Annotated in this window: 16 protein-coding genes, 1 tRNA gene and 3 pseudogenes; 13 read left to right on the top strand and 7 right to left on the bottom strand. The window is 64.8% G+C overall.

The genetic code is table 11. The features are described 5' to 3' along the window. Positions 1-116 precede the first annotated feature (116 nt). On the bottom strand, positions 117-1019 hold the full coding sequence (locus AKN84_RS06710; RefSeq protein ID WP_050419953.1) for a LysR family transcriptional regulator: 903 nt from the start codon (positions 1017-1019) through the stop codon (positions 117-119). Between the two features lie 126 nt (positions 1020-1145). Between AKN84_RS06710 and AKN84_RS06705 the strand changes: the two genes are divergently transcribed. Both AKN84_RS06705 and AKN84_RS06700 read left to right on the top strand, forming a co-directional pair. After that, on the top strand, positions 1146-1922 hold the full coding sequence (locus AKN84_RS06705) for an SDR family oxidoreductase (RefSeq protein WP_050419952.1): 777 nt from the start codon (positions 1146-1148) through the stop codon (positions 1920-1922). Between the two features lie 39 nt (positions 1923-1961). Next, a pseudogene (locus tag AKN84_RS06700) lies at positions 1962-2983 on the top strand (glutathione S-transferase family protein). A gap of 144 nt (positions 2984-3127) precedes the next feature. Here AKN84_RS06700 and AKN84_RS06695 read toward each other — a convergent pair. The 3 genes from AKN84_RS06695 to AKN84_RS06685 all read right to left on the bottom strand — a co-directional run bounded on the left by AKN84_RS06695 (position 3128) and on the right by AKN84_RS06685 (position 6270). Beyond that, on the bottom strand, positions 3128-4261 hold the full coding sequence (locus AKN84_RS06695) for a helix-turn-helix transcriptional regulator (RefSeq protein ID WP_050420005.1): 1134 nt from the start codon (positions 4259-4261) through the stop codon (positions 3128-3130). A gap of 231 nt (positions 4262-4492) precedes the next feature. After that, a complete protein-coding gene (locus AKN84_RS06690) occupies positions 4493-5089 on the bottom strand; it encodes a hypothetical protein (RefSeq protein WP_050419951.1) in 597 nt (198 codons plus the stop codon). Between the two features lie 14 nt (positions 5090-5103). Then, on the bottom strand, positions 5104-6270 hold the full coding sequence (locus AKN84_RS06685) for a YadA-like family protein (protein WP_050419950.1): 1167 nt from the start codon (positions 6268-6270) through the stop codon (positions 5104-5106). 1073 nt (positions 6271-7343) lie between these two features. Between AKN84_RS06685 and AKN84_RS06680 the strand changes: the two genes are divergently transcribed. Together AKN84_RS06680 and AKN84_RS06675 are read left to right on the top strand one after the other, a co-directional pair. After that, positions 7344-9374, top strand: a complete 2031-nt coding sequence (locus AKN84_RS06680) for a YgiQ family radical SAM protein (RefSeq protein ID WP_050419949.1) — start codon at positions 7344-7346, stop codon at positions 9372-9374. Between the two features lie 355 nt (positions 9375-9729). After that, a pseudogene (locus tag AKN84_RS06675) lies at positions 9730-14552 on the top strand (NAD-glutamate dehydrogenase). 102 nt (positions 14553-14654) lie between these two features. On the opposite strand, the gene AKN84_RS06670 reads toward AKN84_RS06675, so the two are convergent. From AKN84_RS06670 to AKN84_RS06660, 3 genes are all read right to left on the bottom strand, one after another. After that, complete coding sequence (locus AKN84_RS06670) at positions 14655-14921, bottom strand: hypothetical protein (protein ID WP_050419948.1); 267 nt, start codon at positions 14919-14921, stop codon at positions 14655-14657. Positions 14922-15093: 172 nt separating this feature from the next. Then, positions 15094-15170 (bottom strand) — tRNA-Arg (locus AKN84_RS06665). A gap of 154 nt (positions 15171-15324) precedes the next feature. After that, positions 15325-16803, bottom strand: coding sequence for a sensor histidine kinase (locus AKN84_RS06660; RefSeq protein WP_050419947.1), 1479 nt, complete (start codon positions 16801-16803; stop codon positions 15325-15327). 363 nt (positions 16804-17166) lie between these two features. On the opposite strand from AKN84_RS06660, the gene rpmH reads away from it, so the two are divergent. From rpmH to dapD, 9 genes and pseudogenes are all read left to right on the top strand, one after another. After that, positions 17167-17301 (top strand): 50S ribosomal protein L34, encoded by a 135-nt coding sequence (rpmH, locus tag AKN84_RS06655; RefSeq protein WP_008542748.1) that lies wholly within the window; start codon positions 17167-17169, stop codon positions 17299-17301. A 32-nt stretch (positions 17302-17333) separates the two neighbouring features. Beyond that, positions 17334-17747: a ribonuclease P protein component gene (gene rnpA / locus AKN84_RS06650; protein WP_050419946.1), complete on the top strand. Its 414-nt coding sequence runs from the start codon at positions 17334-17336 to the stop codon at positions 17745-17747. 3 nt (positions 17748-17750) lie between these two features. Beyond that, on the top strand, positions 17751-19640 hold the full coding sequence (yidC, locus tag AKN84_RS06645) for a membrane protein insertase YidC (RefSeq protein WP_050419945.1): 1890 nt from the start codon (positions 17751-17753) through the stop codon (positions 19638-19640). A gap of 113 nt (positions 19641-19753) precedes the next feature. Continuing rightward, positions 19754-20407: a ribosome biogenesis GTP-binding protein YihA/YsxC gene (gene yihA / locus AKN84_RS06640; protein ID WP_050419944.1), complete on the top strand. Its 654-nt coding sequence runs from the start codon at positions 19754-19756 to the stop codon at positions 20405-20407. After that, positions 20404-20778: a DUF423 domain-containing protein gene (locus tag AKN84_RS06635; RefSeq protein WP_050419943.1), complete on the top strand. Its 375-nt coding sequence runs from the start codon at positions 20404-20406 to the stop codon at positions 20776-20778. The genes yihA and AKN84_RS06635 overlap by 4 nt, the downstream gene beginning before the upstream one ends. Positions 20779-21044: 266 nt before the next feature. Beyond that, positions 21045-21938 carry an acetylglutamate kinase gene (argB, locus tag AKN84_RS06630; RefSeq protein ID WP_029083632.1) on the top strand — a complete coding sequence of 298 codons (894 nt, stop codon included), beginning with the start codon at positions 21045-21047 and terminating at the stop codon, positions 21936-21938. Between the two features lie 20 nt (positions 21939-21958). Next, positions 21959-23010, top strand: a pseudogene (locus AKN84_RS06625) (DUF1036 domain-containing protein). Between the two features lie 190 nt (positions 23011-23200). Next, positions 23201-23896 (top strand): pyrimidine 5'-nucleotidase, encoded by a 696-nt coding sequence (locus AKN84_RS06620; RefSeq protein ID WP_050419942.1) that lies wholly within the window; start codon positions 23201-23203, stop codon positions 23894-23896. A 113-nt stretch (positions 23897-24009) separates the two neighbouring features. Then, positions 24010-24855, top strand: coding sequence for a 2,3,4,5-tetrahydropyridine-2,6-dicarboxylate N-succinyltransferase (gene dapD / locus AKN84_RS06615; protein WP_050419941.1), 846 nt, complete (start codon positions 24010-24012; stop codon positions 24853-24855). Positions 24856-25015: the final 160 nt, after the last annotated feature.

Raw genomic sequence — 25015 nt, 5'->3', positions numbered from 1 at the left:
CGCTCCGGCCGGCGCAAGCAGGGTTTTTACGGGTCGCGGCCGCCTTCAGCCCGATTGTGACGGTGCAGCCGGGCCGTCAGCCAAGGGTCGGTTTGTCGTGATGTCCCGCTTGACCGTCAATCCCACGGCGGCTTGCCCCGGAATGCCTCGACCAGAAAGTCCACCATCACCCGTACCTTTGCGCTGACATGGCGGCGGCTCGGATAGACGGCCAGCACATCGATCTCGGGTGTGTGATAGTCCGGCAGTAGGCGGACCAACCGGCCCTGCCGCAGCAGCTCGCCGATCAGGAACGTCGGCTGCAGAATCAATCCGAATCCGGCCGTCGCTGCCGCACAAGCCGTTTCGCCGTTGTTGGTATGGAAGATGTTGGATACCGGCACCGTGTGAAGCTTGTCGTCTCTGTCGAGCAACCGCCACTCCTCGGCCGAGGCGGAATAGGCGTAGGCAATGCAGGCGTGGTTCCTGATGTCATCCGGGGTCTGCGGCGCGCCGTGTCGCGCGACGTAATCCGGTGACGCACAGACGAAGTGATGAATCGCCGCGAGCTTGCGGCTGATCAAGCTCGGCGATCCTCCCCGCGAGATCCGCACCGCCAGATCGAAGCCCTCGTCGACGAGGTCGACGAGCCGATCGACCAGGCTGATGTCGAGTTCGATGTCCGGATAGCGCGCCATGAAACGTGGCCACAGCGGCGCGAGATGAAGAATGCCGAAGCTCAGCGGTGCGTTGATCCGCAGACGGCCGCGCGGCTGCATCGCGGTCGAGGACGCGATCGCCTCCGCCTCTGCAACTTCCTCCAGGATCGAGAGGGCGCGGTCATACAGCGTCTTGCCGGTCTCGGTCATCGACAGGCGCCGCGAAGTCCGGTTGAGCAGGCGCGCCCCGAGCATCTCCTCCAGTTCGTTGACGTAGCGGGTCACATTGGCCGGCGAGGTCTCCAGCTTGTCCGCGGCGCGGGTGAAAGAGCCTTGGCCAACCACAGCGGCAAACACCTCAAAAGCGCGCAGACGGTCCATGGCTCCCTCTATCATTCATAAAAACTGAACAATGTAACCAGTTTCCGTGCCTTCTTTCCAGTTCTATGAGCGTCTAATTAGGCTCCCATGACGCCGCGATTGGCGCGGCCGAAACGGAGAACGCACATGGCACAGGGTACGGGACGTCTTTCAAACAAGGTTGCAATCGTGACCGGCGCGAGCTCGGGCATCGGCCGGGTCACGGCCAAGCTGTTCGCGGCCGAAGGCGCGAAGGTGGTGGTTGGCGCACGGCGGGAAAGCGAGCTGGCGAGCCTGGTCGACGAGATCAAGGCCAGCGGCGGCACGGCGGTCGCGCTCGCCGGCGACGTGCGGTCGGAAGATTATGCCAAGGCGCTCGTCGCACTGGCGGTCAAGGCATTCGGCCGGTTGGACATTGCCTTCAACAACGCCGGCACGCTCGGTGAGGGCGGTGCCTCGACCAACGTCTCCGAGGCTGGTTGGAGCGATGCCGTTGCGATCAACCTCACCGGCTCGTTCCTGGGCGCCAAGCACCAGATCGCCGAGATGGCCAAGCATGGCGGCGGGTCGGTGATCTTCACCTCGACCTTCGTCGGCTACAGCTCCTCATTCCCCGGCGTTGCCGCCTATGCCGCAAGCAAGTCCGGCCTGATCGGCTTGACCCAGACGCTCGCCGCCGAGTTCGGCCCGCAGAACGTCAGGGTCAACGCAGTGCTGCCCGGCGCGATCGAGACCGAGATGTATCGCGAGATGAACGACACCCCCGACAAGGCGGCCTTCATCACCAACCTGCATGCGCTCAAGCGGGTGGGACGCCCCGAGGAAGTCGCGCGCTCGGTGCTTTACCTGGCATCGGACGATTCCAGCTTCGTCACCGGGACCGCGTTGCTGGTCGACGGCGGCCTCTCGATCACCCGCACCTGAGGCGGCCGGCGAACCACGGCAACGTTCAAGGAGGCTGACATGGGATTGCTGATCGACGGTAAATGGCAAGACGCCTGGTATGCAACGAAGCCAAGCGGCGGCCGCTTCATTCGCAAGGACAGCTCCTTCCGCAACTGGGTCACGGCCGACGGCAGCGCCGGCCGGACCGGAATCGGCGGCTACAAGGCCCAGGCCGGCCGCTATCATCTCTACGTCAGCCTCGCCTGCCCTGGGCCCATCGCACGCTGATCATGCGCGCGCTGAAGGGGCTCGAGGACACGATCTCGGTATCGGTGGTGCACTGGCTGATGCTCGAGCACGGCTGGACCTTTGCCGATGGCCCGGGCGTGGTCCCGGACACCGTCTACCACGCCCAGTTCCTGCATCAGATCTATACCGCGGCGGATCCATACTACACCGGTCGCGTCACCGTTCCGGTATTGTGGGACAAGCACACCGCCAGCATCGTCAGCAACGAATCGTCCGAGATCATCCGGATGCTGAATTCGGCCTTCGACGGAATCGGCGCCAAGCCCGGCGACTATTATCCGGCCGCGCTCAGCGAAGAGATCGACGCCATCAACGCGCGCGTCTACCACACCGTCAACAACGGCGTTTACAAGGCAGGCTTCGCCACCACGCAGGAAGCCTATGAGGAAGCCATCGCGCCGCTGTTCGACACGCTGGACTGGCTCGAGCAACGGCTTGCCGGCCGGCGCTTCCTGCTGGGAGACAGCCTGAGCGAGGCCGATATCCGCCTGTTCACGACACTGATCCGCTTCGACGCGGTCTATGTCGGACACTTCAAGTGCAACATCCGGCGGCTGGTCGATTACCCAAATCTGTTCGCCTATACGCGCGACATCTATCAGTGGCCCGGCGTCGCCGCGACGGTGAATTTCGAGCATATCCGGCGGCACTATTACGAAAGCCATCGCTCGATCAATCCAACCGGGATCGTTCCGCTCGGTCCCATCCTTGACTTCACCGCAGCCCACGGACGCGCGCACCTGGCCGCTGCAAATCTTCCGCTAGCGCATGCGCTTCGGCACGCGGGATAGATCGAGAGTCCGTGAGCATAGATGCTCTGTTGAAGCAGCTACCCGGTTGAACACCAGAGATCGCGACCGCGACGAGTAGCAGAACCGAACGCCACCCCGTTGCAGGACGGACAATCCGGGAGAACTGCGGCTTCGAGCCGAAATTCATTCCTGCTCGGACGGCACGAAGCCGGCAATCAGCTTCACGAGTTCGGTCTGACCTGCGGTGCTGGTCTTCCGAAACACGTTATGAAGGTGCGTCTTGACTGTGGCCTGCGTCAGCCCGAGCGTCTCGGCCAGCGCCCGTACGCCAGTGACCCTCATGACCGCATCGACAATCCGGACTTCACTCGCCGTGAGCTTGTAGAGCTTGGCGAGCGCTTCCAATGGCGGCGGACTTGCCGGCGAAGTCTTACGGACGAACACGGCGGCGACGGCCGAATGCAGCGCGCCGGTCCGCTGCCGGTCGCCCGTGGTCAGCGGCAACACGTAGGCGAAGGATTCGCCACGCAGCGAGGTCAGAAGCGGAATCGGACCGGGGTTGCCGCCCGCGGCATTACCGTTCTCGGCTGCAACAAGCGCTGCGCGCAGCGCGCGCTGCGCCTCCGGCGAGACCGCCGTCAATGCACCCATCCTCTCGACGAGCAGCGCACCGTCGTCAAGCAAGGCGCGTCCGGGTCCATTGGCGAAGACCAGGCGGGCGCTCGGGCCGACCAGGAAAACGGCGGCCGTGACGTGATCGAGCGTCTGTGTCAGGACCGCCTGCGCGGCCCTGCTCTGGTCGAACAGCCGTCCGATCGAGACCGCGCGTTGAAGATGCGGCAAGATCAGCGCAAGGCGCCGGCGATTATCCGCATCGACGGGGCCGTCCTCCTCGTTCATCAGCACGGCAATGATGGACGAACTGGTCGCACTCTTCTCGACGTTGGCGCCGACAAAATCGATGATGCCCTGCGGCCTCATCCAGCCGTCATAGAACACCGTTTCGGCCATTTCCTCGAACGGAACGAGATCGGTGGATCCGTAGACATGACCGGCGTCGTAGAAGGTGGCCGCTGGAAAGACCGGATTCAGCGGAAGATACTTCTCGTAATAGAGCTTGGTGTAGTGCGGCTCGATATTGAAAAGATGCAGCACCGCGGACTGCTCGGTCGCCGCATCGTGCCAGAACAGATTCCCGGAGGAGCCGCCGACGAACACGCAGGCTTGCTCGAGGGCCCGCGGCCAAAGGGCGGGATCGAGCGCAGCATCATAGACAAGGCCGATCAGCTCTGAGAGCAGCGCAGCTTCAGACCTCACGACCAACTCTTCATCATCGCAAACAACATCTGGGGCATTGGCGCCTCAGTCGAGTTCTACCATACGTTCCATGACGACGGCAAAACTCCGTGTGCACGAATGTTGGGACGCCGTTGCACGAGGGCGCCGCATGCGATGGCCGATCGGACCGCTGCGCGGGCCGCCGTGCCTATCCTCGAGCCAGCGGCACCAAACGTTGCTCACCAATCGTCGCATCGAAGATGTCTTCGGCTATTTCGCCGGCACACCCGGCTTCGGCGGCGCTGCCTGCTTCTGCGAGACCACGGCCTTGCCCGGTGTCGCCTCAGGCGGGGCAGGCGCGACCGGCGCGGACTGGCCGACCGACAGCGACACGCCGAACACGCGCCATTGGCCATCGACCGGCGCGAACAGCAGCTCGAAATTCACCTGCGAGGGCACCGACGGAAAAAATCCGGCCATGTGCAGCAACCCGTTCGGCTCGATCTGCGGCAGCAGCGACAATTGCGGATCGATCACGGCGACACCGGAGAGATCGAGCTTGTCGCCGCGCTGTTTGGCGAAGATCTCCGCGAGCCTGGCCGCTGTGTTCGCCTGGAAACCGGGCGCGCCGAGATCGCGCAGCACGGTGTAGTTTCCGGTCTTGTTGGCCTGATCGAGCGCAAGCAGCGTCGAGCGGATCAGCATCAGCACGCCGTTGCGGTCGATGTTGGCGGGCTTGGCCGCCGGCTGCTGCGCCGACGGCGGTGACGAGGACGGGTGCGGCTGCGGCGATGACTGCTGCGCGAACGTCGCCACCCCGCCCAGTATCAGGACCAAAAGACCGGCACTCACCCAACGCAGCGTCATGGCCAAGGTGCGGCCTACCACTGGATCGACACTGCTCCGCGCCCGCCTGCGACGTTGCGCTCGAGCCCGATGCCGCCGCCGGCGTTGGCGATGATCGCATAGTGCTTGCTGTCATAGAGCAGCGCGGTGGCGCCGACTGCGAAGGCGTTGGCGCCTTCGAAATTGCCGTAGCCGGCCGAGAGCGCGAACTTGCGGCCCGGCTGCAGCGCCGGCATCGACCCGGCGGCGAGCGCAACCGCCGTTCCGCTGCGCGCCTCGAAGCGATTGTCCATCACCTGGGACTGCAACGAGGTCACCTGCGATTGCAGCGAGATGAACTGTGACTGCAATGAGGTGACATTCACCGGATTGAAGCTCGATGTCGCCAGATTGCCGGCCGCATCGGAGGTAACAAACGACACCGGCCCGCTCTGCGCCGCAAGGCTGGCCGCAGAGGCGACGCCGGCCATGCGATAGGTATTGCTCGCGGTCCCGATCGCGACCTGATTGGCGGCCGTCGCCGCTGCGCCGGCACCGATCGCGGTCGAGTTCGAAAAGCTCGCGCTGGCGCCTGTACCGAGCGCAGTCGCGCTCGCGGCGGATGCCGTGCTGCCCTGACCGTAGGCCGTCGCGGCCGCAGCCGTTGCCTTGCTTCCGGCGCCGCTCGCCGTCGCATCGAGGTCCGAGGCCACCGCGCCATTGCCGAAGGCAGAGCCGCTGGCGGCGGTCGCGCTGGCGCCTGCACCGAGCGCGGTCGCGCTGACGGCGGATGCTGTGCTGCCCTGGCCGTAGGCCGTCGCGGCCGCAGCCGTTGCCTTGCTTCCGGCGCCGCTCGCCGTCGTATTGAGATCCGAGGCCACTGCACCGTTGCCGAAGGCAGAACTGCCCGCGGCGACGCTTGCCTTTGCCCCGTCACCGATGGCGGTGTTGCCGAGCGCCGCCGCCGAACTGGCGCCGATCGCAATCGATCCGGTCGCGACCGCGCCGGTGCCGATGGCAATGGCATTCGCGCCGGTACCGGCGGCCGCGCCATCGCCGATCGCGACGGCGCTCGCGCCGGTGGCGTGGGAGTTGTTGCCGGCCGCAAAGGCATTGGCACCGGTCGCCGTCACCGTATTGCCCAGCGCGACGGCATTTGCGGCGCTGGCGCTGGCGAAGCTTCCGATGGCCGTCGAGGACAGCCCCGCTGCGAAGCTGCTCACACCAACCGCAACCGATCTTGCACCGCTCGAACTTGCCCCGGTCAGGCCGGATACGCCGTCGCCCCCACCGATCGCAACACTGTAGGCGCCCGACGATGTCGCGGCAGTACCATTAACACCGGCACCAATGGCCGTACTCCAATGATTGAAATCGCTTGCCCCTCGATTGGCGTATGCGCCGACGCTCGTCGCGCCCGTTCCAGCACCGATAGAAAAGGAGCCGGCACTTTTGCCCAATGATGTGTCGGAGTCACTCGCGTACGCACCAGCGCCGACCGCCGTCGCATTGTTATTTGCGCCCGCATTGTCGCCAATGGCCGTGGCGCTGAATCCGGACGCACCGGCGGAATTGCCGATGGCGGTCGCTGCCGCCGGGCCCGCTAAGGCGTCGCAGTTGCCTACGAATGAACTTCCGGAGGAGTAGCAATTCTGTGCCGCCGCCGGAGAGACACCTGGCCCAGACATGCCCAACACCAGGACAACTCCGGCGAAGGCGACGCGGCGAACGAGCGCGGCGCACGCGACGGATTTAGTCAAACGGAACATGGCTTCAATGGTCGCGTGAGGCATTTGCGCTCTCAACTCCAGAACTTCGGCCGGTCCTGACGGGATGACCGGACGCGGCGGCCGCGACTGTGGGCCAGGACCGCGGGCCCGACATCAACCGTTCGATTGAACTCGTCTTGAACGTCGTCGAGCGCCGGAATTTTCCCGCCAGGTGTTGCCGAATTGCTTCGGGTTGCATCCGGACGTTTCTGCGCGCGCAATCGGGCCCGCGCCATCAGGCCGAAGGTCGCCTCAAGGAAAGCAGTGCCGGAAGCAGCGCGCAGGCTCTACGAATGCGATCGAGTTTGAATGCCAAATGCCATCGCGGGGGTTGCCGGTCGGGAGGATGCAGAAGAATGGCGCCGCGTTGATCTCTTATGCCATTGAGATATCAGCATGATTTGCTGACCGCCGTTCCGATCCCCTTAAGCCGATCCGGAACTCTTCGGCCATGGCAGCACGCGATCGGGCCGGGCGGCATGCTGATCGGTTGAATTCGCGACGCCGGAGTCTTATGCGTGGCCGCTATGAGCACCCTTGCCAACGCCGAAATGTCCCTGACGTCGTGGCCGCGCCACCGCGCGCGCGCCGACAAGCCGGCGCCGTTCCTGCCGATGAACCGCGCCGAGATGACCGCGCTCGGCTGGGACCAATGCGATATCGTGCTGGTGACGGGCGATGCCTATGTCGACCATCCAAGCTTCGGCATGGCGATCATTGGCAGGTTGCTGGAGGCCCAGGGCTTCAGGGTCGGCATCATCGCGCAGCCCGACTGGCAATCGGCCGAGCCGTTCAAGGCGCTGGGAAAGCCTCGCGTGTTCTTCGGCGTCACCGGCGGCAACATGGATTCGATGGTCAACCGCTATACGGCGGACCGGCGGCTGCGCCACGATGATGCCTATACGCCGGCCGGCGAGGGTGGCCGCCGGCCGGACCGCTGCACCATCGTCTATGCGCAGCGCTGCCGCGAAGCGTTCAAGGACGTGCCGATCGTGCTCGGCGGCATCGAGGCGTCGCTGCGCCGCATCGCGCATTACGACTATTGGTCCGACAAGGTGCGCCGTTCGGTGCTGGCGGACGCCAAGGCGGACCTCCTGCTCTACGGCAACGCAGAACGTGCCGTCGTCGAGGTGGCGCACCGGCTCGCCAATGGCGAGGCGCCGCGCGATCTCGACTCGATCAGGGGCGTCGCGCTGTTCCGCCGCGTGCCTGAGGACTACGCCGAGCTGCATGCCGACGATCTCGACTCCGCCGACGAAGGCGCAGCGCGCCAGGCGGGCAATGTCGTGATCCGCCTGCCGGCCTGCGAACAAGTCGAGCAGGACCGCGACGCCTACGCGCGCGCCTCGCGCGTGCTGCATCGGGAGAGCAATCCCGGCAATGCGCGGCCGCTGGTGCAGCGTCATGGTGACCGCGATTTGTGGCTGAATCCGCCGCCGATCCCGCTGTCGACGGCCGAGATGGACTCCGTCTACGACCTGCCCTACGCGCGGGCGCCGCATCCCTCCTACAAGGACGCCAAGATTCCGGCCTGGGAGATGATCCGCTTCTCGGTGACGATCATGCGCGGCTGCTTCGGCGGCTGCACGTTCTGCTCGATCACCGAGCACGAGGGCCGCATCATCCAGAACCGCTCGGAGGGCTCGATCCTGCGCGAGATCGAGCGCATCCGCGACAAGACGCCGGGCTTCACCGGCGTGATATCAGACATTGGCGGGCCGACCGCCAACATGTACCGGATGGCGTGCAAGGATCCGAAGATCGAGGCGGCATGCCGGCGGCCGTCCTGCGTCTTCCCCGAGATCTGCCCGAACCTCAACACCTCGCATGACGACCTGATCCGGCTCTATCGCAAGGTGCGCGAGGTGAAGGGCGTCAAGCGGGTGATGGTCGCGTCCGGCGTGCGCTACGACCTCGCGGTCGAGAGCCCCGAATACATCAAGGAGCTCGTCACCCATCACGTCGGCGGCTACCTGAAGATCGCGCCCGAGCACACCGAGCGCGGCCCGCTCGACAAGATGATGAAGCCGGGCATCGGCGCCTACAATCGCTTCAAGAAAATGTTCGATGCCGCGGCCGAGCAGGCCGGCAAGAAATACTATTTGATCCCGTATTTCATCGCCGCGCATCCGGGCACGACCGACGAGGACATGATGAACCTCGCGCTCTGGCTCAAGAAGAACCGCTACCGCGCCGATCAGGTGCAGACGTTCCTGCCCTCGCCGATGGCGACCGCAACCGCGATGTACCACACCGGCGTCAATCCGCTGCGCGGCGTACGCCGCGGGGCGAGCGACAAGGTCGAGGCGATCAAGGGCCTCCGGCAGCGCCGGCTGCACAAGGCGTTCCTGCGCTATCACGACCCGGACAACTGGCCGCTGCTGCGCGAGGCGCTGAAACAGATGGGCCGCGCCGATCTGATCGGCTCGCGTCCCGACCAGCTGGTGCCCGCACACCAGCCGCCCGGCACCGGCAAGGCCGCCGGCACGCGGCGACCGCTGCGCGAGGGCGGCCGGGCCCAGCGCTTCACCACCAAGGGCCTGCGGATGGGCAAGTAAGACGGCCGGAATTCAGATCCGGCCGGGCTTGGAAACTTGGCTGCGCTCTTTTCAGATTGGCGCCGAAATGGCGCGCCAAGCAGACAACATAACGAACTTCTATGTAGTTGAAATTGTGCGAGATTCCTGCGGCGCCGGCAGCCCGTCGTCGTCGGCTTTGGCCCGGACGCTCTAATTAGGATATTTCGGTTCGCGCCCCACGGCTCCGCGCGCCTTGGCCGCTCCGGGGTGATAATGTCAAAGCTGCGGGACCGGAGATTTCGCGCAACCTGGATAATGGCGCTCGAAGAAGTGCGCTCCAGGATCGACCTGATGATCGCGACTGCGGTTGGATGTGCGAGAAAGGGAGGACGTTATGGAAGCGTGGCGTGACGACAAGGCCCGCGCAACCCTGATTCGTGATGCCGCGGGTATCGTGCAGCCGGGCAAGACACCCCGGGCCTTTGCCGAACTTCTGTTCGGCCACACCAACATCGAGGACCTCGCCAACCACGATGCCTCATCGCTTGCCCTTCTAGCCGAGCAGACCTGGGAGCATGTGCAGAGCCGCACGGCGGGCAGCGCAGATATCCGCGTTGTCAATCCGGCGATGCCGGACGGGCGCGAGATTTCGGTGCTCGAGATTCTCAACGACAACATGCCCTTCCTGTTCGATTCCACCATGGCCGAGCTTGCCGAGCAAGGCATCGAGGTCACCCTGGTTGCGCATCCGATCATCGCGGTGGAGCGCGATCACCAGGGCAAGCTGCTGCGCTTCCATGGCGAAGCACTGCCGGAAGGCGCAAAGGGTGCACGCGAAAGCCTGATTCATTTTCACATCGCTCGCCTTGACGCCGACGCCGACCGCCAGAAGCTGATCGACGGCCTCACCAGGACATTGAGCGAGGTGCGCGCTTGCGTCGCTGACTGGCGAGTCATGCGCGAGCGCGTGGAGGAAGCAATCAAGACGTTCTCCTCCAATCCGCCGCCGTTGCCGATCGACGAGGTCGCCGAGGCCAACCAGTTCCTGCAATGGCTGTGCGCGGACAATTTCACCTTTCTCGGCGTGCGCGAATATCGCTTCTCGCCCGACAACGATGCGTCGGACGACATCACGACCGGCGATGGTCTCGGCATCCTGCGCGATCCCGACGTGAAGGTCCTGCGCCGCGGAAACGAAATGGTGGTGATGACGTCGGAAATCCGCGAGTTCATGCGCGAGCCGACCCTGCTGATCGTGATCAAGGCCAATGTCAGTAGCCGCGTGCATCGCCGCATCCGGATGGATTATGTCGGCATCAAGCTCTATACGCCCGATGGCCGGCTGGAGGGCGAATTGCGCCTCGTCGGCCTGTTCACCTCGGGCGCCTACACCCGCTCTGCGCGACAGATCCCCTATGTCCGCCACAAGGTTTCACAGGTGCTGCAGCGCGCCGGCTTCGACCCGAACAGTCATTCGGGCAAAGCGCTGACGCACATTCTTGAAGACTATCCGCGTGACGAACTGTTCCAGATCGACGTGGACACCCTGTACAATTTCGTCATGGAGATCCTGATCCTTTATGAGCGTCCCCGCGTCCGGGCGCTGCCACGGATCGACAAGTTCGATCGCTTCGTCTCCATCCTCGCCTTCATTCCGCGCGATAAATACGACACCGACGTGCGCACGCGCGTCGGTGCCTTCCTGGCGCAGGTCTACAAGGGGACGTTGTCGGCCTCCTACGTGTCCTTCCCCGAAGGGGCGCTTGCGCGCGTCCACTACATCATCGGGCGCTATGAAGCCAAAACGCCCGTCATCGAGCGTGGCACGCTCGAAGCCGGAATCGCCGCCATCGCCGCGACCTGGGCCGACAAGCTGAAGGCCGCGCTCACAGCGTCGACTGACGGCATGCGCGCGCGCATGCTCGCCAGCCGTTACGCCCGGGCCTTTAGCGGCGGCTACACCGAGGTGTTCGGCGCCGACCAGGCGATCGCCGATATCGCCACGATCGAAAAACTCACGCCCGCGCGCCCCGTGGCGATCACGGTTCACCGCACCGAGGGTGAGGACGATCCGACGCATTTCGGCTTGAAGGTGTTCTCGCACGGCGCCCCGCTGTCGCTGTCCTATCGCGTGCCGGTGATCGAGAATCACGGCTTGCGCGTCGTCAACGAACGCACCTATCAGATCGCGCCGCACGCCATGCCGGCGCCGCCACCGGTCTGGCTGCACGACATGACGATCGAGACCAGCGATGGCCAGCCGATCGGGATCGGCCCGGAATTCAACCACCGCCTGGAAGCCTCGATCATGGCCGTGGTCGGCGATCGCGCCGAATCCGACGGCTATAACGCCCTGATCCTGCGAACGGCCCTGGGCTGGCGGGAAGTTTCGACCATCCGCGCCCTGTCCCGCTACCTGCACCAGATTCGCGCGCCGTTCACCCAGGACTATATGTGGGAGACCCTGCGCAAGAACCCCGCGATCACCGCCAGCCTTGTCACGCTGTTCCAGACCCGCCTCGATCCACGCCTCGCCTGCACCGATGCCGAGCGTTTGGCACGCGAGACGGCGCTGCTCGCCGAAATCGAGGAGCAGCTTCAATCCGTCGCCTCACTCGATGAGGACCGCATCCTGCGCCGCTTCACCAATCTGGTGCAGGCCACCATCCGCACCAATTTGTGGCAGGTCGGCGAGGACGGACATCCGCGTCCGGTGATCTCCTTCAAGTTCGACGCGCGCAGGATCGACGACCTGCCCGCGCCGCGACCACTCTACGAAATCTTCGTCTACTCACCCCGTGTCGAAGGCATTCACCTGCGGTTCGGAAAGGTTGCGCGCGGTGGCTTGCGCTGGTCCGACCGGCCGCAGGATTTCCGTACCGAGATCCTCGGCCTCGTGAAGGCGCAGCAGGTCAAGAATGCCGTGATCGTGCCAGTCGGCGCCAAGGGCGGCTTCGTGCCCAAACGCCTGCCGCCGCCCTCGAATCGCGACGCCTGGCTCGCGGAAGGCACCGAAGCCTATCGCATTTTCGTGCGTTCGCTGCTCGAGCTTACCGACAATCTCGACGGCGACACCGTCGTGCAGCCCGACTCGACCGTGCGCCATGACGGCGATGACCCCTACCTCGTCGTCGCCGCGGACAAGGGCACGGCTACCTTCTCCGACGTTGCCAACTCGATCTCGGCCGAAAAGAACCACTGGCTCGGCGACGCTTTCGCCTCCGGCGGCAGCCAGGGCTACGACCACAAGAAGATGGGGATCACGGCGCGCGGCGCCTGGGAGGCGGTCAAGCGCCACTTCCGCGAACTCGGCACCGACATTCAGGCCATGCCGTTCACCGCCGTCGGCGTCGGCGACATGTCAGGCGACGTCTTCGGCAACGGCATGCTGCTGTCGCCGGCGACGAACCTCGTGGCGGCCTTCGATCATCGCGACATCTTCATCGATCCGTCGCCGGATCAGGCGATCAGTTTTGCCGAGCGCAAGCGCCTGTTCGACCTGCCGCGATCGAGCTGGCAGGACTACAACAAGTCACTGATCTCGCAAGGCGGCGGCGTATTCTCGCGCCTGCTCAAGGCGATCCCGCTCGCACCGGAAGTGCGCGCCCTGCTCGATCTCGACAAGCCGCAAGCCACGCCCTCGGAGGTGATGACAGCGATCCTGAAATCGCGCGCCGACCTGCTGTGGTTCGGCGGCATCGGCACCTATGTCCGCGCCTCGGGAGAAAGCGACGATCAGGTCGGCGACCGCGCCAACGATCCGATCCGCATCACCGGCGGCGACGTGCGCGCACGCGTGATCGGCGAAGGTGCCAATCTCGGCGTCACCCAGCGCGGCCGCATCGAAGCGGCGCAAAAGGGCGTCAAGCTCAACACCGACGCGATCGACAATTCGGCCGGCGTGAACACCTCCGACGTCGAGGTCAACATCAAGATCGCGCTGGCGCGTCCCGAGCGCGAGGACACCTCAGCCTCGCTGACCGCAACAGCCTGCTCGCCGTCATGACCGACGAGGTCGGCACGCTGGTGCTGCGCAACAACTACCTGCAGACGCTCTCGCTATCGCTCTCCGAGCGCAAGGGCATGGCCGAGACCGGCTTCCTCACCCGCCTGATGCAGTCGCTGGAGCAGCGGGGTCTGCTCAGCCGCGCCGTGGAATTCCTGCCCGATGACGCGGCGCTCACCGAACGCACGAGGCGCGGTCAGTCCCTGACGCGGCCTGAACTTGCCGTGTTGCTCGCCTACGCCAAGCTGACGCTCTACGATGACCTGCTCGGCACCCACGTGCCCGACGACCCCTATCTTGCTCGCGAACTATCGCAATATTTCCCGCGCGAGGTTCAAGACAGATTCCCGGCGGCGGTCGAGTCCCATCGGCTGCGACGGGAGATCATCGCGACCAGTCTCGTCAATGCCGTGATCAACCGCGGCGGCCCGGCCTGTGTTGTGCGCCTGACCGACGAGACCGATGCCGATGTCGCAACCATCGTCATGGCCTACGTGGCGGTGGATGAATCCTACGGACTGAAGTGGCTCAACGATGCGATCGACGCACTCGACACCTGTATCGACGGACAGTTGCAGCTTTCCCTTTACGCTTCGATCCAGGATCTCTTGCTCTCCCGTATGGTCTGGTACGTGCGCAACGTTGATTTCAAGGACGGCCTGGAGGCGGTCATCGCGCGCTTCGGCCCGGCTATCCGCGAGATTGTTGCAGGGCTCGACAATACCCTTCCGCCGGACTTGCAAGCCGCGCGCAGCAAGCGACGGCAGGACCTGACCGATGCCGGCGTCCCGGCCGGCATAGCCGGCGAATTCGCTGATCTCGATGCTCTGGTCTCGGCCCCGGATATCGTGACGGTTGCGGAGCGCACCAGGCGCGCCATCGGCGATGCGGCTGCGACCTTCTTTGCTGCGGAAGCCAAGTTCCGTCTCGACCTCATCATCGCTGCCGCACGCAGCGTGCCGGCAAACGATTATTTCGAGCGTCTCGCCATCGACCGCGCGATCGACCAGATCGCAGCCGCTGAAAGGAGGCTGACCGCGGATATGCTGGCGACCGGCCAGTCGGGCCAGGAGGCCGTCGAGACATGGCTCGCCGCGCATCCCGAAGCGACGCGGATTCGCCGCTCGGTCGAGGAAATTGCGGCCAGCGGCTTGACGCTCGCCAAGCTTGCGGTGGCGGCGAACCTACTAGGGGACCTGGTCAAGGCCTGAGAGCAAACAAGCGGCACGCTTTCTTCCAGAGCACCGCGATCCGGTGGGACGACGAGACCCGCGGCGTCGTCGCGGGTCTCGTGGATGGACCGGCTATGCCAGTCAGTGCAGCGAGTGGTCGGTCCGGGCGGAAGCGCGCGCGGTCGTGATCTTGTTTCGCGGTGTCAGAACATTGAGCTGATGCGGCGTGGCCGACGTCGCGGCTGTCGGCGCCTGCTCGTGGACATTGGCGGCGCCAAGCACGCCAGCCTGCATCGGCGAGATCGGCAGACCCGCGGCTTCGTAAGTCGGAAGCTCTGCGGCGGATGCGGCCGTTGCACTCGCGATCGCGAGGGTGGCAGCAATGATGGAGAGGGAAATCTTGGTCACGTGAAGGCTCCTCAATCGGACTTGAGAAGCCGACATAGGCCAATTTTGTTGCAATGCAATAACATATACTGCGCTGCACAAGTATTTGACCGCGCGCCGGCACGAGAGGTCAGGGCACAGCGGTCTCGCCGCTGGGCACATGCCTTAAAAATCCAATGAAAACAAAGATGAATGGCGCGCCCGGAACGATTCGAACGTCCGACCCTCAGATTCGTAGTCTGATGCTCTATCCAGCTGAGCTACGGGCGCATTTTCGCGGGTCAGGCTTGAAGCCCGGATGGCTCCGGGAGCCCCGGAACACCGCGAAAGAGCGCTCTAGCTACAGGCTCCCGGTCCGGTTGGCAAGGTCTGGAAACGCCAATTTCGGTCGCGGTTTCAGCCGCCCTGGAATACCGGGACGGTCTCAGGCCCTGGCCCGCTCGCTGCGGATCGACAGCAATTCCACCGGGCGATCCGGGATCGAGATCCGGAAGGTGGCGCCGATGGTGCCCTCGACCAGGTGGATATGGCCGCCATGGGCACGGATCAATTCGGCCGCGATCGCAAGGCCGAGCCCGCTGCCGCCGGGGCGGCCTGAGGTCTGGAACGCCTCGAACAGATGCTCGCGGGCCTTGGCCGGCACGCCGGGGCCGGTGTCGGAGACCTCGATGATCGCAACCGTCCCCTCGCGGCGGCCGGTGATGCGGATCTGCTGGGCACCGCCATCGCTGTCCTGCCGGGTTTCCAGCGCCTGCGTCGCGTTGCGCACCAGATTGAGCAGCACGCGGAACAGCTGGTCCGGATCGGCGTCGATGGTGAGGCCGCGCTCGATCGCGCTGATCCAGGTGATCGAGACATCGGTCGCAAGCCCGGCCGATTCCCGCACCTCGGCAACCGCAGGCTCCACCATGATCACGCGGCGGTCGGGCGCCGCTTCCTGCGCGCGGCCATAGGACAAGGTCGACTGGCAGAAGGCGATGGCGCGCTCGAGCGAGCGCAGCAGTTTCGGCGCAAAGCGCTGCACCCGCGGGTCGGGCACGCTGGCAAGCTGGTCCGACAGCAATTGCGAGGACGCCAGGAGGTTGCGCAAATCGTGGTTGATCTTGGAGACGGCGAGCCCGAGGGCTGCGAGCCGGCTCTTCTGATGCAGCATCGAGACGAGGTCGCGCTGCATGTCCGACAGCTCGCGCTCGGCAACGCCGATCTCGTCGCCGCGCTGGCTCGGCACGATGATTCGCGCCGAACTCTCCGGATTCTCGTGGAAGCCGACCAGGCTCGCCGTCAGCCGCCGCATCGGCCGCACGAACAGATAATGCAGCGCCAGGTAGACCAGGCCGGCGGTGAGGCCGGCGATCAAGAGCGCAACCACCAGCACGTTGCGCGAGAAGCGGTACATCGCCTGCCGCAGCGGCTTCTCGTCGATCACCACTTCGATGAATTGCGCCTGGCCGGGCGCGGGGCCGACCACGCGAATGGTCTGGTCGCCGTGCTCCAGCATGATCTCGAAGGCATCGACGATCGCCGACCACACCGTCATGGCCCGCATGTCGACATCATGGTCGATCGAGGCCGGCAGATCGGCGCTGGCGAGCAGGCGACGCTGTTGTCCGAGCTTGATGGCAACCGCGCGGGCGCCGATGCTGGTCAGGATCTGCCTTGCCAGCGAATCCGGCACCAGGCCGGAGGGGGCGGCATCGAGCACCAGCGCCGCGGTATTGGCGGCGGCCAGGCGGTCATTGAGCCGGTTCATCCGGAAGTTGGCGATGGCCGGCACATAGATCAGGAGCCCGGCGATCATCACCAGCGGAATCGTCAGCAGCAAAAGCTTGCCTGACAGCCCGAGCCGAAGGGTCGGCTTGGGCCGCTGGTTCTGCGCGGTCGCCTGATCGTCAGTTAGAGCCACAAGATAAGGCCTTGTTTGGCTTAGGGGTCGGAAGATGCGGCCCGGCCCCCAAGCCGGTCAAATTACGGATCGCTAATGTCGGCGGTTCCCCGAACGCCTCAAGCGCACCCTTACCGTCAAATACCCCGCGAAATCAGATATATTCGCCCCAATTGCGACGTTTCAAAGAACCATTTTTGCGACGTCCTGCGACATTGACGAAAACAGGGCGCTCCCTTATAAGCCGCGCCAACTGTCCGCGATGGCCCGGTTCTTGACCGGGGGCGGCTCTTTGGGGCCGTAAACGGCTCGTTTGGGCCCGCCAGCATCACCGGACTCCATCTCAATACAACGGCAAATTGCCCGGTCAGCGGAGAATTACCCGTGAAGCGGACTTATCAACCCAGCAAACTGGTGCGCAAGCGCCGTCACGGCTTCCGCGCCCGTCTCGCCACGGCCGGCGGCCGCAAGGTCCTCGCTGCGCGTCGTGCGCGCGGCCGCAAGCGCCTGAGCGCCTGAGCCCGGACGTCTCCTCCCCGGAGATACCCATTATGGATCGGCTGAGGCAGCGGGCGGATTTCCTCGCCGTTGCCAATGGCGCACGGGCGAATACCGCAGCTTTTGTGCTGCAGGGCCGCCGGCGCGACGATCAGGGCCCGATCCGCGTCGGCTATACCGTCACCAAGAAGAATGGCACCGCGACCGAGCGCAACCGCATCCGCCGCCGGCTTCGCGAAGTGATGAGACGGGTCGATGCCGTATTCATGCGGCCGCACCATGATTATGTGCTAGTCGGCCGTCGTGACGCGCTGACCCGCGACTTTGCGACCATGATTGACGACCTGCGGTCGGCGCTGCGCCGCCTCGACCGGCCTGCTGCGCCCAAGACGAGTATCAACACGTCGGGTAACGACAAGGCAGGCAACAAACGCGCGCCCAATCCGAATGGAATGACGAGACCCTAAGAGATGTCCGACAACCGCAATACGATACTTGCCGTCATTCTGTCCGGCCTCGTCCTGATCGCCTGGCAATATTTCTACAATGTGCCGCAGATGGAGAAGCAGCGCGAGGCGCAGAAGCAGGCCGAGTTGCTGAAGCCGACGCCGCAGGTGACCCCGGGCGCCGCGCCAGGCGCCGCTCCGGGTGCTTCGACCATGCCCTCCCCGGCACCGGGCAAGCCTGCTGCTGACGCCCCGGTGGCAAGCCGCGAGACCGTGCTTGCAGCCGGCCCGCGCATCAAGATCGACACCCCGCGCGTGATCGGCAGCATCGCCCTGAAGGGCGCCCGGATCGACGATCTGTCACTGGTCCAGTTCCGCGAGACGGTCGACCCGAAATCGCCGGCCATCGTGCTGCTGTCGCCGTCGGGCACGGCCGAGCCATATTATGCCGAGTTCCTGTGGCTGACCGCCAACGGCGCGTCGGTGAAGACGCCGGACGCCGAAACTGTCTGGCAGCAGGAGGGGTCGAACGACCTGTCGCCGAGCACCCCGGTGGTTCTGAAATACGAGAACGGCCAGGGCCTGACCTTCCGCCGCACCATCTCGATCGACGATCGCTACCTCTTCAGCATCAAGGACGAGGTCATCAATCAAGGCAGCGCGCCGGTGACGCTGTATCCGTTCGGGCTGATCTCGCGCGGCGGCAAGCCGCCGGTCTCGGGCTACGCGATCCTGCACGAAGGCCTGATCGGCTATCTCGGCGAACAGGGCTTGCAGGAATACACCTACAAGAACATCGACGACAGCAAGATCCCGACCGGCGAGGACTCGCGTGGCGTCAAGTTTGACAACGTGACCAACGCCTGGCTGGGCATTACCGACAAATACTGGGCGACAGCCCTTCTGCCCGACACCAACGCCACGCTGCAAACGGCCCGTCTTACCAACGACTCGGCTTCCGATCCGCGCGCCAAACGCTATCGGGCCGATTACATGCTCGGCGCGCAGACCATTCCGATCGGCGGCACCGGCGTCGCCAATGCGCGGCTGTTCGCCGGCGCCAAGGAGGCCGCGACCGTCGGCCTCAACTTCCCGTTGGTCGGCTTCGGCGGCTACAACAAGCAACTCGGCCTCAACCATTTCGATCTGTTGATCGACTGGGGCCACTTCTACTTCATCACCAAGCCGATGTTCCTGGCGCTCGACTGGTTCTACCGCCTGGTCGGCAATTTCGGCATCGCGATCCTCTTGGTGACCGTGATCGTGAAGCTGTTGTTCTTCCCGCTCGCCAACAAGTCCTACGCCTCGATGGCGAAGATGAAGTCGGTGCAGCCGCAGCTGCAGGCGCTGAAGGAACGCTATCCTGACGACCGCGTGAAGCAGCAGCAGGAGATGATGGAGATCTACAAGAAGGAGAAGATCAACCCGATCGCCGGTTGTCTTCCCGTCGCCTTGCAGATCCCGGTGTTCTTCTCGCTCTACAAGGTGCTGTTCATCACCATCGAAATGCGGCACGCGCCGTTCTTCGGCTGGATCAAGGACCTCTCCGCGCCCGATCCGACCAACCTGTTCACCCTGTTCGGGCTGATCCCGTTCGATCCGATCGCGCTGCTCGGACCGCATTTCGGCGCCTACCTGGTGATGGGCATCTGGCCGATCATCATGGGCATCACGATGTGGGTGCAGATGAAGCTCAACCCGGCGCCGCCGGATCCGACCCAGAAGATCATCTTCGACTGGATGCCGCTGATCTTCACCTTCATGCTGGCCGGCTTCCCGGCGGGCCTCGTGATCTACTGGGCCTGGAACAACACGCTCTCGGTGCTGCAGCAGAGCTTCATCATGCGCAAGAACGGCGTGAAGGTGGAGCTGTTTGACAATCTGAAGTCGACGTTCGCCAAGAAGCCGACATAGGTAGCGCCGTCATTGCGAGCGAAGCGAAGCAATCCATGCCTCAACACGAGGAGAGATGGATTGCTTCGTCGCTATGCTCCTCGCAATGACGGAACGAGAACGAGCCGCCGCGCATGACCACCGAACCCGATGCGGAGCTGATCGAGCAGGGCCGAAAACTGTTCGCCGGCGACTGGCGCTTCATCTGGGCCTCGCCCTCGATTGAGACGCTGCCGCCGATGGCCGGCCTCGAGGTCGCCTTTGCCGGCCGTTCGAATGTCGGCAAATCGAGCCTGATCAACGCGCTGACCGGCCGCAGTGCGCTCGCGCGTACCTCGCATACGCCGGGCCGCACCCAGGAACTGATCTTCTTCGAGGGCCCGGAGAACGCGAACTTCCGCCTGGTCGACATGCCCGGCTACGGCTACGCCTCGGCGCCGAAGACCAAGGTGGCGTCGTGGACGGCGCTGATCCACAAATTCCTGCTCGGACGCGCGACGCTGGCGCGGGTCTATGTGCTGATCGACGCGCGCCACGGCATCAAGGATGTCGATCTCGACGTGCTGAAGACGCTGGATAAATCCGCGGTCAGCTACCAGGTCGTGCTGACCAAGGCCGACCAGGTCAAGGCCGGCGAACTGAAGACCACGATCGCCGAGACCATCGCTACGCTCGCAAAGCATCCCGCCGCCTTCCCCGAGGTGCTGGTGACCTCGTCGCGCACCGGCGACGGCATGCCGGAGCTGCGCGCCGCCATGGTGCGCCTGATCGAGGAACGGCGCCGATGAACAACGGCGCATCCCGCCTTCTGATCGTCTGTGCCGCCATCATGGGCGCCTGCGGCGTGATATTGGCGGCGGCCGCGGCCCATCTGCCCGACGCCACGCGGCTGGTGGCGGCGTCCTCGATGCTGCTGTTCCATGCACCCGCCGCCATCGCGACCATTGCGGTTGCGGACCGCGCGATCGCTCATGCCAAGCTCGGATTAGTGGCGGCGGCCGGCTTCGTCATCGCGGCGTCATTGTTCGCGGGCGACCTGGTGCTGCGCCAATATGCAGGCCACGGCTTGTTTCCGATGGCGGCGCCGAGCGGCGGAACATTGCTGATCCTGAGCTGGCTGGTGCTGGCGGTTGCGGCCATGTGGCCGAGGCGTTCATAACTGCCATTCTTCCTTCTCCCCTTGTGGGAGAAGGTGGCCATAGGCGGCCTTCGGCCGCCGTTCTCAAAGAACGCCGATGCTGCGCATCGGCTATGCGCAGTCCACGCCGGATGAGGGGTCTCTATCCGCGGAGACAGACCCCTCACCCCACTTCGCTACGCGAAGCGACCCTCTCCCACAAGGGGAGAGGGTCAAGACGCTTTGCGCCCTGCCCGGCAATCAGATAGAACCGCGCCCGTCCCTCCGCTGACGATGAGACCAGCCCCATGACCGACCAGCACATCAGCCCGCTCGATCAGGCCCGCATCCTGTCCGAGGCGCTCCCGCACATGCAGGAGTATGACGAGGAAACCATCGTCATTAAATACGGCGGCCATGCCATGGGCGCCGAGGACACCGCCAAGGCGTTCGCGCGCGACATCGTGCTGCTCGAGCAGACCGCGATCAATCCGGTGGTCGTGCATGGCGGCGGGCCGCAGATCGCGACCATGCTGAAGCGCCTCGGCATCCAGTCGGAATTCGCCGCCGGCCTGCGCATCACCGACGCCGCGACCATCGAGATCGTCGAGATGGTGCTGGCCGGCTCGGTCAACAAGCAGATCGTTGGCTACATCAATGAAGCCGGCGGCAAGGCCGTTGGCCTCTCCGGCAAGGACGGCAACATGGTGAAGGCGTCGAAGACGACCCGCACCATGGTCGATCCCGATTCCAACATCGAGAAGGCCGTCGATCTCGGCTTCGTCGGCGATCCCGAAAAGGTCGACCTGACGCTGCTCAACCAGCTGATCGGCTATGAGCTGATCCCGGTGCTGGCGCCGCTGGCGACCTCGCAGGACGGCCAGACCCTCAACATCAACGCCGATACCTTTGCCGGCGCGATCGCGGGCGCGCTGAAGGCCAAGCGGCTGCTGCTGCTGACCGACGTGCCCGGCGTGCTCGACAAGTCCAAGAAGCTGATTCCGGACCTGTCGATCAAGGAAGCCCGCAAGCTGATTGCCGACGGCACGATCTCCGGCGGCATGATCCCGAAGGTCGAGACCTGCATCTACGCGCTCGAACAGGGCGTGCAGGGCGTCGTGATCATCGACGGCAAGACCCAACACGCGGTGCTGCTCGAGCTCTTCACCAACCAGGGCACCGGCACGCTGATCCATAAGTAATGGCAGACGCGGCAGCGCGAATGAAGGCCGCCATCGCGGGACGCACGGCGAGGATTCCTCGCCGGTCGCCGACGACGCGGCTCGCAATGGCGCTGCCGGCCGCGCTGGTGTCGTTCCTGTTCTCGGCGGCGCCGGCGCATGCCGACCTCAAGCTCTGCAACCGCATGAGCTATGTGATCGAGGCCGCGATCGGCATCGACGACAAGGCCGCAACCGCAACGCGCGGCTGGTTCCGCATCGATCCCGCGACCTGCCGGGTCGTGGTGCAGGGCGCGCTGGCCGCCGACCGCGTGCTGCTCAATGCCCGCGCGCTCGCGTCTACGGCGCCTCGCCGATCCCGCAGAACGGCACCGACACGCTCTGTGTCGCGCAGGACAATTTCGTGATCGCCGCCGCGCGGCAATGCCGCTCCGGCCAGACGCCGGCGCAGTTCACGCAGATCACGCCGACGCAGACCGATGACGGCAATCTTGTCGCCTATCTCGCCGAGGACAGCGAGTATGACGACGAGCAGGCGCGGCTCGCCGGCATCCAGCGCCTCTTGGTGATCGCGGGCTACGATGCGGCACCGATCGACGGCGTCGACGGGCCGAAGACCCAGAGCGCACTGTCGGCTTTCCTCAAGAGCCGCGGGCTCGCCAGCGACATCGTGCAGTCGCCGAACTTCTTCACCACCATGGTCGACGCCGTGCAAAAGCCGTCGCCGACGGGACTGACCTGGTGCAACGACACGCAGTACAAGGTGATGGCCGCGGTCGCGACCGACGACGGCAAGGCCGTGACCAGCCGCGGCTGGTATCGGATCGATCCCGGCAAGTGCCTGCATCCCGACGTCACGGGCACGCCGAAACAGATCTATTCCTTCGCCGAAGCAGTCGACAACGACAACCGGGCGATCCGCATCAAGGACAAGCCGCTGAACTGGGGCGGCGCGGTGCAGCTCTGCACCCGCGACAGCAAGTTCGAGGTCAACGAGCAGGGCGACTGCACCACGCGCGGCCTCACCGCGCTCGGTTTCACCACCGTCGACATGACCAGCGGCGGCAAGACGCTGCGCTTTGCGATGCCGTGATGAAGACAGCGGCGCCACATACATCACTGTCGTCCTGGCGAAAGTCAGGACCCATAACCACAAGACTGCATTTGGCGAAGAACGACGAGCATCGTGCCTTATTGATGGATTCCGCGGTATGGGTCCTGGCTTTCGCCAGGACGACGGCGGAGGGCTGGGCGACGTTCGCGCTATCAGGTAGAGGGCCACGATGAAAACTCCCCGCAGCTTCAGCCATGTCGAAACCTGGGTGTTCGACCTCGACAACACGCTGTACCCGCATCATGTCAACCTGTGGCAGCAGGTCGATGCGCGGATCGGCGAGTTCGTCGGCAACTGGCTGAAGATCTCGCCCGAGGAGGCGCGGCGGCTGCAGAAGGACTATTATCTGCGCTACGGCACGACGATGCGCGGCATGATGACCGAGCACGGCGTGCAGGCCGACGACTATCTCGCCTATGTGCACAAGATCGACCACTCGCCGCTGCAGCCGAATCCGGTGATGGGCGCTGCGATCGCAAAACTGCCGGGGCGCAAGCTGATCCTGACCAACGGCTCGGTCGACCATGTCGATGCTGTGCTGGGTCGGCTCGGCATCGGCCATCATTTCGACGGCGTGTTCGACATCATCGCCGCCGATCTTGAGCCGAAGCCGGCGCCGCAGACCTACCAGAAGTTCCTCACGCTGCACGACGTCGATCCGGCGAAAGCCGCGATGTTCGAAGACCTCGCGCGTAACCTGGTGGTGCCGCATGAGCTCGGCATGACCACGGTGCTGGTGGTGCCCGACGGCAGCCAGGAGGTGGTGCGCGAGACCTGGGAGCTCGAAGGCCGCGACGCCGCCTATGTCGACCATGTCACCGACGATCTCACCGGCTTCCTGCAGCGGTTGAACGGAAGGCCCTGATCTTTCCTCACGTCGTCCCGGCGAAGGAGTTTGCCTTGACTCCGCGGTCTCAAATCCCGAAAAAGCCCGGCAAAATTCCCCTGATATCCCCGATACGTCCAAGGATTGTCCCGATGTCGCTGTCCGCCCTCGAAACCACCGTCAACACCGCGTTCGACGCCCGCGAAGGCATCTCGACCGCGACCAAGGGCGAGGTCCGCGAGGCCGTCGATCACGCACTGGAGCTGCTCGACAAGGGCGAGGCCCGCGTCGCCGAACGCGAGGCCAGCGGCAAGTGGAAGGTCAATCAATGGCTGAAGAAGGCCGTGCTGCTCTCGTTCCGCCTCAACGACATGGGCCAGATTGCAGGCGGCCCGGGCAAGGCATCGTGGTGGGACAAGGTGCCGTCGAAGTTCGAGGGCTGGGGCGAGAACCGCTTCCGCGACGCCGGCTTCCGCGCCGTGCCCGGCGCGATCGTGCGCCGCTCGGCCTTCATCGCCAGGAACGTCGTGCTGATGCCCTCCTTCGTCAATCTCGGCGCCTATGTCGATGAAGCGACCATGATCGACACCTGGTCGACGGTCGGCTCCTGCGCCCAGATCGGCAAGCGCGTGCACATCTCGGGCGGCGTCGGCATCGGCGGTGTGCTCGAGCCGCTGCAGGCCGAACCCGTGATCGTCGAGGACGACTGCTTCATCGGCGCGCGCAGCGAAGTTGCCGAGGGCGTGATTGTGCGCAAGGGCGCGGTGCTGTCGATGGGCGTGTTCCTCGGCGCCTCGACCAAGATCGTCGACCGCGAGACCGGCGAGATCTTCGTCGGCGAGGTCCCGGAATATGCCGTCGTGGTGCCGGGCACGCTGCCGGCCAAGCCGCTGAAGAACGGCCAGCCCGGCCCTGCCACCGCCTGCGCCGTGATCGTCAAGCGCGTCGACGAGCGCACCCGCGCCAAGACCAGCATCAACGAGCTGCTGCGGGACTGAGCAGTCTTCCGCAACAACAGTCGATCACTGTCACCCTGAGGTGGCCGCTTCTTCAGCGGCCCTCGAAGGGTCGACGGCCCGGCTGGTGGCCGTGCACCCTTCGAGGCTCGCTCCGCTCGCACCTCAGGATGACGGATCTAGCCTGATCGAACCAATTTCC

The organism is Bradyrhizobium tropiciagri, assembly GCF_001189845.1.
GTDB classification, from domain to species: Bacteria; Pseudomonadota; Alphaproteobacteria; order Rhizobiales; family Xanthobacteraceae; genus Bradyrhizobium; species Bradyrhizobium tropiciagri.
This window is presented reverse-complemented; position numbering and strand designations above follow the sequence as displayed.